Raw genomic sequence first — 13,831 nt, forward strand, 5'->3', positions numbered from 1 at the left:
GGATTTGGGTCGGACCAGAATATGGCAGATTGCCGTGAGTTTTTCGTAAATGCGGCATTGAGGGTTTAGAAAGCGTTTGGCCTTAGAGTATCCCGATGCAACGCTCTCATGCCTGGATTGCGGCGCTTGCCGTCGGATGTGCTCCGTCCGCCGTTCACGCCGCCACGCTCACGATCGACGTGCGCGATGCAGCGGGCCAGCCGCTGCCCAATTCCGTCGTATTGATCGACAGTCCGAACAAACCCGCGGGCGCGATGAGATCCGCCGGATCGTACCAGATGGCGCAACAGAACATCATGTTCGCACCGCATATCCTGATCGTCCCGGTCGGCGCGAGTGTGACCTTTCCCAACCGCGATCGTGTCCGGCATCACGTCTATTCCTTCTCCGCAGCGAAGAAGTTCAACCTCAAGCTGTACGGTAAGGACGAAACGCGCAGTGTCGTGTTCGACAAGCCCGGGGTCGTTTCGCTCGGCTGCAACATTCATGATGCGATGAACGCGTTCATCTTCGTCGTCGATACGCCGTTTGCGATGACGACCGACGCGCAAGGCCGCGTCACCATTCCGAACGTTCCCGCCGGGACCGTCACCGTGCGCGTGTGGAACCCGGTGATCCGGGCCAGCGGCAACATGCTGTCGCAAAACTTGGCGGTTCCGGCGGCTGGGCTGTCCACCACCTATACCATCCGGAACAAATGATCTTGCGTCGCGCGCTGCGCCGGATCGTCAGGCGGTTGCGGTTTCGGAACCTCAGCACGCGGTTGTCGGTGCTGTATACCGCACTGTTCGCCGCTGCGCTGATCGTGGTCGCGGTGGTCGGTCAGATCATGATCCTCAACCACGCGAAAGACAGCGTTCGGGCCGAACTGGCGACGAGCGGCACCGTGTACGACCGGATCTGGGCGCTGCGCGCGAGCGCGCTGGCGAGTTCGGGCGACGTGCTGGCGCGCGATTTCGGGTTCCGCAGCGCGGTCGCGAGTGGCGACCGTGAAACGATTGCGTCGGCGGTCGTCAATCTACGCGACCGCGCGGACGTACCGAACGCGTTCGTCGTCGATCAATCCGGCGACGTGATCGGCGACGGGCCGGCGGAGTTGCGCAGCATCGTGCGCGACTTGCCGACGAGCCTGTCCGGCGACCGGGCGGACGCAACCGTCATGACCGAGAGCGGCGCGTATCGCGTCCTGGCGTCCCCGATCCTCGCGCCGGTCAAGATCGGATCGGTGATCTTTGCCGTTCCGCTCGACGCCCGCGAGATCAGTGCGCTTCAGCGCCTGTCGGCAATCCCGCTTAACGCGACGATCCTCCACCGCGATCCGCGTGGCCACTGGATTGCGCGCGATGCGAGCGTTCCGGTGACGCCGGCGCTGGATACGATGATCGCGCACGGCAGTGGTGACGCGACGCCGACGACGCTCGACCTGCCCGGAGGCCGCGCGTTTGCACTCGTGAAGCGCCTCAAGGGCCGCAACGGTATTCCGGAAGCGGTATTGCTGCTGAGCTATCCCCAAGCGCGCGCTTTGGCCTCCTATCGCGCGCTGCAACTCGGCATTGCGCTGGCCGGAGTCCTTGGGCTTGTCGTGGTGCTCGTCGGCAGCGGTCGCCTTGCCCAAAGTATCGCACGCCCGATCACGGCGCTGGATGCTGCCGCCAAGGCGCTGGAAGAAGGCGGAAGCATCCAGGTCGCGGTGGCCAGCAGCGACGAGATCGGGCGGCTGGCAGAAAGCTTCAACCTGATGTCCGCGGGCATCAATGAGCGCGAGCATCGCATCGCGCATCTCGCTTTTCATGATTCGCTGACGGGCTTGCCCAATCGCACTCTGTTCCGCCAGCAACTCGAAGCGGACCTGACCCGCGCGGGGAAGATGAACCGCAAGGTCGTCGTCCTCTGTCTCGATCTCGACGGGTTCAAGGGCGTCAACGATACGCTCGGTCATCCGGTCGGGGATGCGCTGCTACGGCATTTCGGCGGCCTTCTGGCGACGCTGGCGGTCGATGGGTTGGTGTCGCGGCTGGGCGGCGACGAATTTGCGATCATCCTCGCCGACCCCGACGATGCGGACCGACCGCGCGCGCTGGCACAAGCGATCCTGGACAAACTCCGGCTGCCGATGCGCGTCGACGGGCACGAGATTCCGTGCGGGGTCAGCATCGGGATCGCTGTCAGCCCCGGCGACGGTGCCGATCCCGACACACTGCTCAAGAATGCCGACCTTGCGTTGTACCGCGCCAAGCGCGACGGTCGCGGGGTCTTCCGGTTCTTCGAACCCGCGCTCGATGCCGCGGCCCGCAAACGCCGTCAGCTCGAACTCGACTTGCGCGATGCCTTGCACACCGGTCAGTTTCGGCTGAATTTCCAGCCGATCTTCGATCTCAAGGCGGATCGTATCGGCGGGTTCGAAGCGCTGCTCCGCTGGGAGCATCCCGAACGCGGGGCGGTCGCTCCGATCGACTTCATTCCGGTCGCCGAGGAGAGCGGATTGATCGTCGCGATCGGCGAATGGGTCATGCTCGAAGCCTGCCGCCAGGCGGTGAACTGGCCGGCGCATGTGCGCGTCGCGGTGAACGTCTCGCCGCTGCAGTTCCGCTCGACTGGGTTTGCCAACATCGTCTTCCAGGCGCTGTCGAACAGCGGCCTAGCGCCCGAGCGGCTCGAGGTCGAAATTACGGAATCGGTCTTTCTGGAAGGCGAGGGCACCGTGGTGACACTGCTCCATCGGCTTCGGGCGATGGGCGTCCGCATTGCGCTCGACGATTTCGGGACTGGTTATTCGTCGCTGAGCTATCTGCGCAGTTTCCCGTTCGACAAGATCAAGATCGACAAATCTTTCGTCGATACGGTTGCGCGAGACGCCGGGTCGGCCGCGATCGTCCGCGCCATCCTCGATCTCGCCGATGCGCTGCACATGGATACGACCGCGGAAGGGGTGGAGGATCGCGACCAACTCGCGAAACTGCGCGGGCAGGGGTGTGGCAGCATTCAGGGCTATCTGTTCAGTCGGCCGATCGAAGCGGGAATGGTGGCAGGCATGATCGCCGAGCGCATGACGGCGGCCGCCTGAGCCGAACGGACGCCGCCAAAGTGCCTGTCTCGATCGAAAACGAACGGGGGAGCTGAAGCCCTTAATCTTTAAGCGGAGAGCAGCTGATTCCGCCCATTTTGCTTTGCACCGTAGAGCAGCCGATCGACGCTTTCGCAAAAGTCGCGCGCCTGTGCGTCCGCGCTCGGGATCACGGTGTTGACGCCGACGCTCGCAGTGACGAACGGGCTGCAATCCGAATCGTCGTGCGGAATGGCGAGCGCCTCGATCGCCTGACAGCTTTGGCGTGCGATCGTTAGCGCGGTCGCTTCGTCCGTGTCGGGAAGCAGCAGGACGAACTCCTCGCCGCCAAAGCGCGCAACGACGTCCTGCGCGCGACCGATCTGCTTCAGCGCCGCAGCCACCCGGACGAGGCACTCGTCGCCTTGGACGTGGCCATAGCGATCGTTGAACCGCTTGAAATAATCGATGTCGAGCAGGATCATCGACAGCGGACGTTCGGTACGATGGGCATTGTCCCAATCGGCCTGAAACCGTTCATCGAAGCGGCGGCGGTTGGCGGTGCGGGTCAGGCCGTCCTCGAACGACAACGCCTCCAGCTTTTTCTGCATCTTGACGAGCTCCTGCTCGATCCGCTTGCGCTCGCTGATATCGAACATGAAGCCGATCAGGCTTTCGACATCGCCCGCCGCGTTGCGCACGACGTGGACGACGTCCCGGATCCACACGAACCCGCGGTCTCTGGTCAGCGCGCGATAATCGGCTTCGTGGTCGATCCCGGCGATCGACTGCGCGACGCAATAGTTGACGACATGCTCGCGGTCGTCCTCGTGCATCCGCGATGACCAGTCCTCGACCGAAATCCAGCTGTCCTGCGGCCAGCCGAGCAGCGTTTCGATCTGCGGGCCGATATAGGTGAAGCGCATCGTCGCCCAGTCGATCTTCCACGGGATCGCGCGCGTCGATTCAAGAAGCGTCCGGTAGACCGCTTCTTCGCCTCCAGGATCCATACTGGTGTCACTCGTGGGCACCGAGCCACTGTGCAGGGTCGCGGCGAGGGCGTCTTGGTGCGGCATGGAAGCTGATCCGTTCACGGAGTGGAGCAAGCTATCGAATATCGGCGATATTCCCTGGCGTACAGGATCGGCCGTTAAGACAGCATGATCCTTTGGAACGATGGAAGGGTCGGCGACCGGTTCCAGAGACGGTTCAGGCCGGTCGTTCTACCTCGGCGAGGTTCGAGCGTAGCCGACTTTCGATCACGCTGATTAGACTGACGCCGCCCAGCACGTAGATCATGCCGATGGCGATAAACAAGGATGGCCCGCGGCGTCGGATCAGTGCGCGCGCGGAGTGCCGAAAGAGGGGGACGCTCGCGGCCGCGATCGCGACGAATCCGGCCCCAGAATTTCGGGAAACCCGCCTAAAAGCGGCAAATGACAATTTTGTCCTATAATAAATCCATGAGCACTTTCGCCATGTTTCGCAAGTCCTGGGAAGTCGCTCGCGCGCATCATCAGCGCATCTGCGTTGATCATCGCAGGCGGGTTTCGCGGTCGCTTGCCATCGGAATGGAAAACACGTTGAAGCACAGCCGCCTTTTGCTCACTGCCGCGCCAGTGGCGTTGATGTTTCCTGCTTTCGCCCATGCCTTGCCGGTGTCCGCAAACGCGGAAGCGCCGCCAGCCGCCGCCACCGCCGCGGTCGAGCCATCGGTCGACAAGGCGCCAGCCAAGGAAGTCTTCTCCACCGGCGTCGCCAAGGCGCGTGACCTGCTGGACAGCGCGATCTCGACCAGTTCGCTCAGCGAGCAGGAAATCCTGAAATTTTCGCCACAGTCGGTCGCCGACCTGCTGCGCAACTTGCCGGGCGTGCGCTCGGATGCGTCCCAGGGCGACGGTTATGGCAATATCTCGATCCGCGGCCTGCCGATCGCCGCGACCGGCAGCAAGTTCGTCCAACTCCAGGAGGATGGGCTTCCCGTCTTCGAATTCGGCGATATCGGGTTCGCGACGGCAGACACGTTCCTGCGGTATGACACGACCGTCGGTCAGGTGCAGGCGATCCGCGGCGGATCGGCCTCGACGTTCGCGTCGAATTCCCCCGGCGGCGTGATCAACTTCATCTCCAAGACCGGGGTGAACGCCGGTGGCGCCGTACAGACGACCTTTGGTCTCGATCATCGATCCTACCGGCTCGACTTCGATTACGGCACGCCCTTGTCCGACACGCTGCGCGTCAACGTCGGCGGCTTTTACCGTCGGGGCGAGGGGCCGCGGTCCACCGGCTTTGACGGTCAGGACGGCGGCCAGATCAAGGTCAACGTCACCAAGGAGTTTACCGGCGGTTATATTCGTTTCTACGGTAAGTATCTGAACGATCGGACGCCGGTCTACGGCTATATTCCGATGAAGGTTACCGGGACCAACAGCGATCCGACCTACTCCAGCGTCGCCAATTTCGACATGAAGCGCGATACGCTGCTGAACCGGAATTTCACCACGATCGTCGGGCTGGACGGAAATGACGCGCTGTCGCGCCAGAACGTCCGCGATGGCCAGCATCCGATCGTCAAATCAGTCGGGTTCGAAGCGCAATTCACGGTCGCGGGATGGTCGATCACCAATCGTTTCCGCTACGCAGGCATCAGTGGCAGCTTCGTCAGCCCGCAATTCGTTCAGGTCGGCGATGCCGCGGCGATCACCGGTCGCTTGGGCGGATCGGGTGGCAGCATTGCCTTTGCGAACGGCCCCAACGCCGGCACCGTGATCGCCAACCCATCGGCGCTCAACGGCAACGGCCTGCTTGCGGCAATCGGGATGGCCAGCAACCGCTACAATAGCCTCGATAACGTCACCAACGATCTTCGGGGCAGCCGGACGTGGAGCGTCGGTAGCGGCGCGCTCACCACCACAGCGGGCTTCTACAAGTCGCGCCAGAATATCGGCACGACGTTCCTTTGGACGTCCGTGATCCAGGACGTGCGCGGCGGCGGTCGCGGAGCGCTGATCGACGTTACTTCGGCGACCGGCGTACCAATCACGCAGAATGGGGTTTACGGCTTCGGTGCCGCGTTGCTCGGCGGATGCTGCCGCCTAAATTACAACGTCGCCTACGATGTCAACGCGCCTTACGGCTCGGTCAACTATCAGATCGGCAAGCTGTCGCTTGGCGGTAGCCTGCGGTACGATATGGGCAGCGCCAACGGGACCTATACCGAGGGCACGGGATTCTCATCCTACGACATCGACGGTAATGGCGTCATTTCCGACGCGGAGTCCCGTACGTCACGCTTCGGCGCAGCGGTACCGGGACTGATCGACTATTCGTACAACAACCTGTCCTACTCGGCGAGCGCCAACTATCGCATCGCCCAGACCTGGTCGGTCTTCGGGCGGTACAGTCGCGGCGGGCGAGCCAACGCCGACCGCATCATCTCGTCCCGCTTCCTCAACTTCAAGGACGGCAGCCTGCTCCGGCCGGAAACGGCGGTGGACAAGGTTACACAGGCCGAGGGCGGGTTCAAATACCGCACCGACTCGACGATGTTCAATCTGACAGGGTTCTGGGCGGAGGCAATGGACACCAACCTCGACCCGCGCGACGGCGCACCGGTTGAGCGCTTGTTCCGGGCCAAGGGAATTGAGCTCGAGGGCAGCTACACGCGCGGCATTGCCAGCATCACGGCGGGTGCGACCTACACCAGTGCGAAGATCGCTAAGGACAAGGTCACGCCGATCTTCGTCGGGAATACCCCGCATAACCAGGCGGGGCTGATCTATCAGGTTACGCCGCAGATCAGCGCGGACCGGTTCAATATCGGCGCAGTGATCATCGGAACGACCGGCAGCTACGCCGGCGATGACGAACAGCTGCGGATCCCGGCGTATGTCACGACCAACGCCTTTGTGCAGTTCCACGTCACCCAGCAGCTTCTGTTGTCCGTGAACGCTGCCAACCTGTTCGACTCGAAAGCCATCACTGGCGTGCAGGACACGACGATGCCTGCCGGCGGAATTGTGATGGGCCGGACGCTGCCGGGTCGGACTGTTTCTGCGGCGGTGCGCATGGACTTCTGAATTTTTCCGCTCCGGGCGCGAGCGTGCCCGGAGCCCCAGTCTCGGAAGTTCACCCCGGCGTCCGCAATGCCGGCCATTACCTATCGAAAGTCTTTTGATGTTCAAATCCATGAAGATCCCGAGGAAGCTGGCGCTCTCTTTCCTGATCATCTGTATCTCGGCAGCGGCGATGATGGGGGTGTTCTTCACGAACATCACGGCAATCCGCCACGCCTCTGATGGCAACAATCTCAGCCAGGGTATTCATGCCAAGGCGCTCACGCTGGAAACGTCGCTGCTGCGCCAGAACAGCCAGATGCGCGGTTTCCTCGTCACGGCCGACCCCACGTATCTGAAATCCTACACCGAAGCCCAGGGCGACTATGACGCCGCGTCGGAAGAGCTTGAGACCCTCTTGACCCAACCGGAGTTGCACGCCGCACTTCTCAAGTCGCGCGCGGCGACGCTCGACTGGCGCAAGGCGTGGGGCGACCGTCTGATCGATCTCGTCAAGGCAGGCGAGCGCGAGCGCGCGGAGGCCGAGGTGCGTGCGGCTGGGAAGGCAGTGCTGACGACGGCAGCCGTGCTGCCGCTGCGCGATATTCGTGACGCCGAAATCGCATTGATCGAGAAGAATTCGGCGAGCCAGCAATCCGCTATTGCGGCAGCCGTGACCGTGCTGGTTATTGGCGGAATGGCGTTGATCGCGATCGCCGTCACGCTCGCTTTCGTCCTCAGCCGCCTGATCGCGCAGCCGGTATCACGCCTGACCAAGACAATGGCGGATCTCGCGGCGGGCAAGAACGATCTCTCGGTGCCCGACCTCGATCGGAGCGACGAACTGGGCGATATGGCGCGGGCCGTGCTGGTGTTTCGCGATGCGGCGGTTGCAAAGGAAGCTGCCGACCGGGGCGCAGCGCGCGCGGAGGCAGAACAGCAGATGGTCGTCGACACGGTCTCGCTGCATCTGTCGGAGGTCGCGGAGGGCAATCTCACCGCCGAGATTACCCGCGACTTCCCGAGCACCTATGCCGCGGTAAAGACGAATTTCAACGCAGCGGTGGTCGCCCTGCGCGACCTGATTTCCTCGGTGCGGGAATCAACCACGTCGATCCGGACCGGATCAGTCGAGATCGCGCAAGCATCGGAGGATCTTGCGCGTCGGACCGAGAGCAACGCGTCGAACCTCGAAGAGACGTCGGCCGCGGTCGTCCAGATGGACGGACGTCTGAAGAACACCGCCGAGGCCGCCAACCGAACCGCCGAACGCGCCAACGGCACGATGGCCACGGTGGCCGAGGGCCGCTCGACTGCGGACGAGGCAGTGGAGGCAATGAGCCGGGTGTCCGACAGTGCCAAGGGGATCGACAGCGTGATCGAGGGGCTCGACAAGATCGCCTTCCAGACACGCGTGTTGGCGATGAATGCGGCGGTAGAGGCCGGGCGTGCGGGGGATGCCGGACGCGGGTTCGCGGTCGTCGCCGATCTCGTTTCGGCGCTGGCGATGCGCGCCGAGGAGGAAGCCGGTCGCGCGCGCGACCAGTTGAGCGCGACGCAGACCGACATCGTCACCGCAGTCGAGGCGGTGCACAAGGTCGATGCCGCGCTCGCCGACATCACCGCTGGCGTCAGCGACGTGAACGAGCTGCTCGGGGCGATCGCGACGGACAATCAGACCCAGTCGAGCGCGATCACGCAAATCAGCGCGGCAATCTCGACCATGGATCATGCGACCCAGCAGAATGCGGCGATGGTCGAGGAAACCTCTGCCGCTGCGCGCAGTCTCGCCACGGAAGTGAACCTCCTGTCCGAACATGCTGCCCGCTTCAACGTCGGCGGCCCGGTGAAGGCGGTGCCAAACGCAAGCCAGGCGCGTTTTTCCGGACCGGTGAAGCAGCTTCCGGCGGCGGCGGTCGCCAAATTGGTCCGGCCGGATGCCGGCGCGGACGACTGGCAGTCCTTCTGATCCCGGTTCTCGTCACTGCCTCGGTCGCATTGCGGCCCTCTGGGAACCGATATGCATAGGATCACGTCTTCTCCCGAACGCGGGGAGCTAGGGCGATTTGCCGAAGTCGCGCGTGCGTTGGGATCGCCGTTCGTCGCGGCAGTGCTCGAAGCCGGAGAGCGCCAGTTGCCGCACGCGCCGCGCACGGCGGCGCTGATCCGCGACTGGCCCGGGGAGACCGGCTCCGACGCAGTTGCGATGCGGTTCAACGCCGCGCTCCACGCGATCGCACGCGCCGGTCGCCAGCCGGCGCTGACCGCGCTGTACACGCAGCAGCATGACGACTTCGACGGGGCGATCGGTGCGGCGCTCGCCGCATCCGACGATGTCATCGCGGTGTCGATGCAGGATACCCCGCAGACCAACGAAGTCGGGCGATCCGCCGCGATCGCCGCGGCATTGATGGTGGCCTATCAGACGTTCGGCATGCCGTTCGAACTGTTCGAGATCGGTTCCAGTTGTGGACTCAATCTGAACCTTGGCCGCTATGGTTATGATCTTGGGGGCATTTCGGCGGGCGTCGGCGGCTCGCCGGTGCAGATCGCGCCGAAATGGTCGGGCGCGAATCCGCCCCCCGCACCGCTCGACGTGATTGCCGCTCGCGGGGTCGATCTGAACCCGCTCAAGGCAAGCGAGGCGGGCACGCGGGATCGGTTGCTGTCCTATGTCTGGGCGGATCAACCGCATCGCGCGCGGCGGCTGGAAGCGGCACTCGCGTTGGCGCTGCGATACCCGCCACGAGTCGATCATGCGAACGCCCTTCCCTGGCTGGCGGCGCGACTGGAGGAGGCACAACCCGTTGGGCAGTGTCGGGTCGTCTACCATTCGATGGTGTTGCAATATCTGTCCGCGCGGGACCGGGATGTCATCATCGCCACGATCCGCCACGCCGGTGCGCGCGCGATAATCGAGCGGCCACTGGCGTGGATCAGCTTCGAATGGTCACAAACGCGCGACGAAGTGCAGCTTTGCCTGACATGCTGGCCGGGGGGCGAGACGCGGGTGTTGGCGATCTGCCACGCTTATGGGGAGTGGATCGATTGGCGGGCCGGAACGGCCCGTTAGGGTGACCTGAAACAAAAGCGTCGAACGCCCGCGGCCTGACGGCCTGCAAGACGTTCGACGCTGGCTTACCGCCGGGCCACGGCGATCAGCGCGGTCGATGGAACCGGCAGGATCGTGCGGTCGCCCGCCATGGTCCGAACTTCGCGGACCACCGCTGCTTTCTCCGCGTCGCTCAGGCTCGTCCAGTCGGGAGACATGCCGAACAGCGTGTCGGGCTCGGCGAGCGCGTCCAGTTCGAGCGCGAAGTCCCGCGTGACGTGCTCGACATGCGGCGCGCGATATCCCGCGGTCGTCAGTTCGCGCGCAAGCGCGTCCGGGTTGCTCAGCGCTCTGATCGCGTCGGGCATGGTCATACCGTCCCGTTCGGGGAAAAGCTTCTGACGGATCTGACCCAGCAGCAGGAAGGTCGCGGCCCCGCGATCCTGCCATGTCGCGATCACGCCGTATCCGCCGGGGCGCGTCACGCGCGCCATTTCGGCCAGACCTTTGCGCCAATCGGGAAACATAACGACGCCAAAGATCGAGAAAACCGCGTCAAAGCTGCCATCTTCCAGCGCAAGCGCTTGTCCGTCCATGACGAGAGGCTCGATATTGGGCACGTTTGCCGCCGCGATGCGGGCGACCATCGCAGGCGAAAAGTCGGTGGCGACGACGTGCGCGCCCGTCCTGGCTGCAATCAACGCCAGCGCACCCGTACCGGCTGCAACGTCAAGAACGCGGCTGTCCGCCGTCAGGGGAACCCGCTCGATTGCTGCTTGGGCATATAGGCCGGTGAAGGGATGCGCGGTCTTTTCATAATGCTGGGCAACCGTGTCCCAATGGTGAGGATCGTCGAACGCAGGCATAGGGAGACTCCGAATCACGTAACATCATAAGTATCGTGATAACGCGCGTTTGCCAATCGTGTTTGACATGCGAAGGACCTCAACGTGCGCAACGATAGCCGCCTTTCCCGCATGCTCCACGTGCTGCTCCACATGGCACGGCATGACGGCCCGATGACCTCCGACGCGATCGCGCGAATGCTCGGAACCAACCCGGTCGTTGTGCGCCGCACGATGGCCGGCTTGCGCGATGCGGGATATGTGCGGTCGGAAAAGGGGCATGGCGGTGGCTGGGCGATCGCGACGGACCTGGCGAGCGTGTCGCTGCTGGATGTCCACCGCGCGGTAGGTGGTCCCCGCCTGTTCGCGATCGGAAACGAACATCCGAACGCCGACTGCGCGGTCGAAAAGGTCGTCAACGCCGCGGTCGAGGGGGCGCTGCGGGAGGCGGAGGCGCTGTTGGTCGCCCGGTTGGGCGCGGTAAGTCTGGCGGAATTGGCCGGAAGTTTCGACGTGCGGTGCAATCCACCCGATTAGAACGCGCCGTGCCTATCGCTCAGGCCGCGCTGTCGCCCATCCGCTCGCCAAGCCGAACTGGTCGCTCCGGCGCCCAGTCTTCGTTGAACGTGATCGCGCCCTGCTGAAAGAGCATCACGACCGTCGAACCGAGTAGGAAACGGCCCATCTCCGCGCCCTTTTTCAAGACGATGTCCTGATCGGTATAGGTCCATTCGGACGGCGTCCTGGTACGCTTTCGATTGACCACGCCATGCCAGACGGTTGCGATGCTCCCGACGATCGTCGCCCCGACCAGCACCATCACGAACGGCCCATGTTCCGGCGATGCGAAGACGCAGACGACCCGTTCATTGCGGGCAAACAGGTTGGGCACGCCGCGCGCCGTGGTCGGGTTTACCGAGAAGAACTTCCCCGGCACGTGAATCATCCGCGTGAGCGTGCCGTCGCACGGCATGTGCAAGCGATGATAGTCCTTGGGGGAAAGGTACAAATTGGCGAACGCGCCATGGCGGAGCTGCCCCGCGAGCGCAGCGTCCCCGCCGACCAGGTCTGTGGTCGTAAAGCGATGCCCCTTGGCCTGGACGATCTGGTCGTCATCGATGGTCCCGAACTGGCTGATCGCGCCATCGACCGGACACACGAAATCGGCAGTCGCGATCGGGCGGCTGCCGACTTTGAGGGGGCGGGTGAAGAAGTCGTTGAAACTCTTGTAGCTTGCGACGTCCGAATTTGCGGCTTCGCTCATGTCGACGGCATATGTGCGGACGAACCAGTGGATCAGTCTGGTGGTCCACGCCCCGCCCTCCGCTCCAGCGATTCGGCCCGCGAGCGTGGTCAGGCGCTGCTTGGGCAGCATGTGCTGGAGAAGTATCTTCAAGCGGTCGGGCATCAGAACCTCGTAACATCGACGACACACCTGTAACGGCAGAAGCGGGCAGGTCGACCTTCTGAATGCTACGGGCATGGCGATGGGCCGCGATGCGTGGTGATGAGCTCGCGGCGAGACAGGAGACGCCGGATCTCCCGTCTACGCGGCAAGCGCCCTCTCGGAACAAGCCGCTCGAGCCTCGACGAGGGCCGCGACAAGGTCCTCGATGTCCGCGTCGCTGTGCGCCGGCGTCGGGGTGATCCGCAGCCGCTCCTGTCCGACCGGAACCGTCGGATAGTTGATCGGCTGGACGTAGAGCGCGTGGTGTTCGAGCAGATAGGTGCTCATCGCCCGACACAGATGCGCGTCGCCGATCAGTACGGGAACAAGGTGGCTTTGCGTCGCGCTGAGCGTGAAACCCGCAGCGCGTAGCAGCGTCTTCAGGCGAGTCGCATTCGCTTGCTGCCGTTCGCGAAGCGTTGGATCTTCCTTCAGGCGACGGACCGCGGCGAGCGCGCCTGCCGCGAGGTGCGGGCAGAGCGACGTCGTGAAGATGAAGCTGTCGGCGAAACTGCGGATCACATCGATCAGCAGATCCGGCCCCGCAACATAGCCCCCCATTACGCCAAATGCTTTGGCAAGGGTTCCTTCGATCAGCGTGACCCTGTCAGCGACGCCGTCGCGCTGCGCGACACCGGCGCCGGTCGCGCCATACATGCCGACGGCATGCACTTCGTCGAGATAGGTGAGCGCGTCATAGCGGTCGGCTAGGTCGCAGATTGCCGAGATTGGCGCGATGTCGCCGTCCATTGAATAGACGCTTTCGAACGCGATGATCTTCGGCCGGGCGGGGTCGACCGACTGGAGCAATCGTTCGAGGTCGGCGAGATCGTTGTGGGCAAAGATGAACCGTTCGGCGCCCGAGCGCCGGATTCCTTCGATCATCGAATTATGGTTGAGCGCGTCGGAAAAGATCGCACAGCCGGGGAGCAGTTTACCGAGCGTGCCGAGGCTGGCGAGATTGGAGATCCAGCCCGAGGTGAAGACCAGCGCCGCATCCTTGTCATGCAAGCTGGCCAGCTCCGCCTCGAGCGCGACATGCTGGCGGTTGGTGCCCGAGATGTTGCGCGTGCCGCCGGCACCGGCGCCGGAGGTGGCGATCGTCTCATGCATCGCGGTCAGCACGGCGGGGTCCTGGCCCATGCCCAGATAGTCGTTGCTGCACCAGACGGTTACTTCCGTCGCGCCGTGTGGGCTGTGCCAGATCGCCTTCGGGAACGCGCCGACGATGCGTTCGAGCTCCACGAAGGTGCGATAGCGACCGTCGAGCTTGGTCTGGGTGAGCAACGCTTCGAAATGCGAAAATAGATTCATGATACGTGTCCTGAATCAGTGCCTAGGTCGCGATCGACCGTGATACGTGCCCGAACGAGAAATGCGGTCTGGGGC

Annotated in this window: 10 protein-coding genes; 6 read left to right on the forward strand and 4 right to left on the reverse strand. The window is 63.7% G+C overall.

Annotated features, from left to right (window positions below):
• The first annotated feature begins 95 nt into the window (after positions 1 to 95).
• Both ABIC16_RS08735 and ABIC16_RS08740 read left to right on the forward strand, forming a co-directional pair.
• The gene (locus ABIC16_RS08735; protein WP_354290773.1) at positions 96 to 701 is read left to right on the forward strand and encodes a methylamine utilization protein; all 606 of its coding nucleotides are present in this window, start codon (positions 96 to 98) and stop codon (positions 699 to 701) included.
• Positions 698 to 3,064, forward strand: coding sequence for a putative bifunctional diguanylate cyclase/phosphodiesterase (locus ABIC16_RS08740; RefSeq protein ID WP_354290774.1), 2,367 nt, complete (start codon positions 698 to 700; stop codon positions 3,062 to 3,064). Before ABIC16_RS08735 ends, ABIC16_RS08740 begins: the two co-directional genes overlap by 4 nt.
• 68 nt (positions 3,065 to 3,132) lie before the next feature.
• On the opposite strand, the gene ABIC16_RS08745 is transcribed toward ABIC16_RS08740, so the two are convergent.
• Positions 3,133 to 4,119, reverse strand: a complete 987-nt coding sequence (locus ABIC16_RS08745; protein ID WP_354290775.1) for a GGDEF domain-containing protein — start codon at positions 4,117 to 4,119, stop codon at positions 3,133 to 3,135.
• A 495-nt stretch (positions 4,120 to 4,614) separates the two neighbouring features.
• On the opposite strand from ABIC16_RS08745, the gene ABIC16_RS08750 reads away from it, so the two are divergent.
• From ABIC16_RS08750 to ABIC16_RS08760, 3 genes are all read left to right on the forward strand, one after another.
• Complete coding sequence (locus tag ABIC16_RS08750) at positions 4,615 to 7,122, forward strand: TonB-dependent receptor domain-containing protein (RefSeq protein ID WP_354290776.1); 2,508 nt, start codon at positions 4,615 to 4,617, stop codon at positions 7,120 to 7,122.
• A 97-nt stretch (positions 7,123 to 7,219) separates the two neighbouring features.
• Positions 7,220 to 9,067, forward strand: a complete 1,848-nt coding sequence (locus ABIC16_RS08755; protein ID WP_277970739.1) for a methyl-accepting chemotaxis protein — start codon at positions 7,220 to 7,222, stop codon at positions 9,065 to 9,067.
• 51 nt (positions 9,068 to 9,118) lie between these two features.
• On the forward strand, positions 9,119 to 10,171 hold the full coding sequence (locus tag ABIC16_RS08760; RefSeq protein WP_354290777.1) for a DUF2332 domain-containing protein: 1,053 nt from the start codon (positions 9,119 to 9,121) through the stop codon (positions 10,169 to 10,171).
• 65 nt (positions 10,172 to 10,236) lie between these two features.
• Here the strand turns inward: ABIC16_RS08760 and ABIC16_RS08765 are convergent, their stop codons facing one another.
• Positions 10,237 to 11,016, reverse strand: coding sequence for a class I SAM-dependent methyltransferase (locus ABIC16_RS08765; protein ID WP_354290778.1), 780 nt, complete (start codon positions 11,014 to 11,016; stop codon positions 10,237 to 10,239).
• A gap of 84 nt (positions 11,017 to 11,100) precedes the next feature.
• Between ABIC16_RS08765 and ABIC16_RS08770 the strand changes: the two genes are divergently transcribed.
• The gene (locus tag ABIC16_RS08770; RefSeq protein ID WP_354290779.1) at positions 11,101 to 11,532 is read left to right on the forward strand and encodes an Rrf2 family transcriptional regulator; all 432 of its coding nucleotides are present in this window, start codon (positions 11,101 to 11,103) and stop codon (positions 11,530 to 11,532) included.
• Positions 11,533 to 11,551: 19 nt separating this feature from the next.
• Here ABIC16_RS08770 and asd read toward each other — a convergent pair whose 3' ends face one another.
• Both asd and hemA read right to left on the reverse strand, forming a co-directional pair.
• Positions 11,552 to 12,403, reverse strand: a complete 852-nt coding sequence (asd, locus tag ABIC16_RS08775; RefSeq protein WP_354290780.1) for an archaetidylserine decarboxylase — start codon at positions 12,401 to 12,403, stop codon at positions 11,552 to 11,554.
• Positions 12,404 to 12,541: 138 nt separating this feature from the next.
• Positions 12,542 to 13,756, reverse strand: a complete 1,215-nt coding sequence (gene hemA / locus ABIC16_RS08780) for a 5-aminolevulinate synthase (RefSeq protein ID WP_354290781.1) — start codon at positions 13,754 to 13,756, stop codon at positions 12,542 to 12,544.
• Positions 13,757 to 13,831 lie beyond the last annotated feature (75 nt).

Source organism: Sphingomonas sp. PvP055 (assembly GCF_040546365.1).
GTDB lineage: Bacteria > Pseudomonadota > Alphaproteobacteria > Sphingomonadales > Sphingomonadaceae > Sphingomonas > Sphingomonas echinoides_A.

Bases quoted from the DNA above. Each gene is read 5' to 3' on its own strand.
- ABIC16_RS08765 (WP_354290778.1), bottom strand. From the start codon at position 11,016: ATGCCTGCGTTCGACGATCCTCACCATTGGGACACGGTTGCCCAGCAT.
- ABIC16_RS08740 (WP_354290774.1), top strand. From the start codon at position 698: ATGATCTTGCGTCGCGCGCTGCGCCGGATCGTCAGGCGGTTGCGGTTT.
- ABIC16_RS08745 (WP_354290775.1), bottom strand. From the start codon at position 4,119: ATGCCGCACCAAGACGCCCTCGCCGCGACCCTGCACAGTGGCTCGGTG.
- ABIC16_RS08760 (WP_354290777.1), top strand. From the start codon at position 9,119: ATGCATAGGATCACGTCTTCTCCCGAACGCGGGGAGCTAGGGCGATTT.
- ABIC16_RS08750 (WP_354290776.1), top strand. From the start codon at position 4,615: ATGGAAAACACGTTGAAGCACAGCCGCCTTTTGCTCACTGCCGCGCCA.
- asd (WP_354290780.1), bottom strand. From the start codon at position 12,403: ATGCCCGACCGCTTGAAGATACTTCTCCAGCACATGCTGCCCAAGCAG.
- hemA (WP_354290781.1), bottom strand. From the start codon at position 13,756: ATGAATCTATTTTCGCATTTCGAAGCGTTGCTCACCCAGACCAAGCTC.
- ABIC16_RS08755 (WP_277970739.1), top strand. From the start codon at position 7,220: ATGTTCAAATCCATGAAGATCCCGAGGAAGCTGGCGCTCTCTTTCCTG.
- ABIC16_RS08735 (WP_354290773.1), top strand. From the start codon at position 96: ATGCAACGCTCTCATGCCTGGATTGCGGCGCTTGCCGTCGGATGTGCT.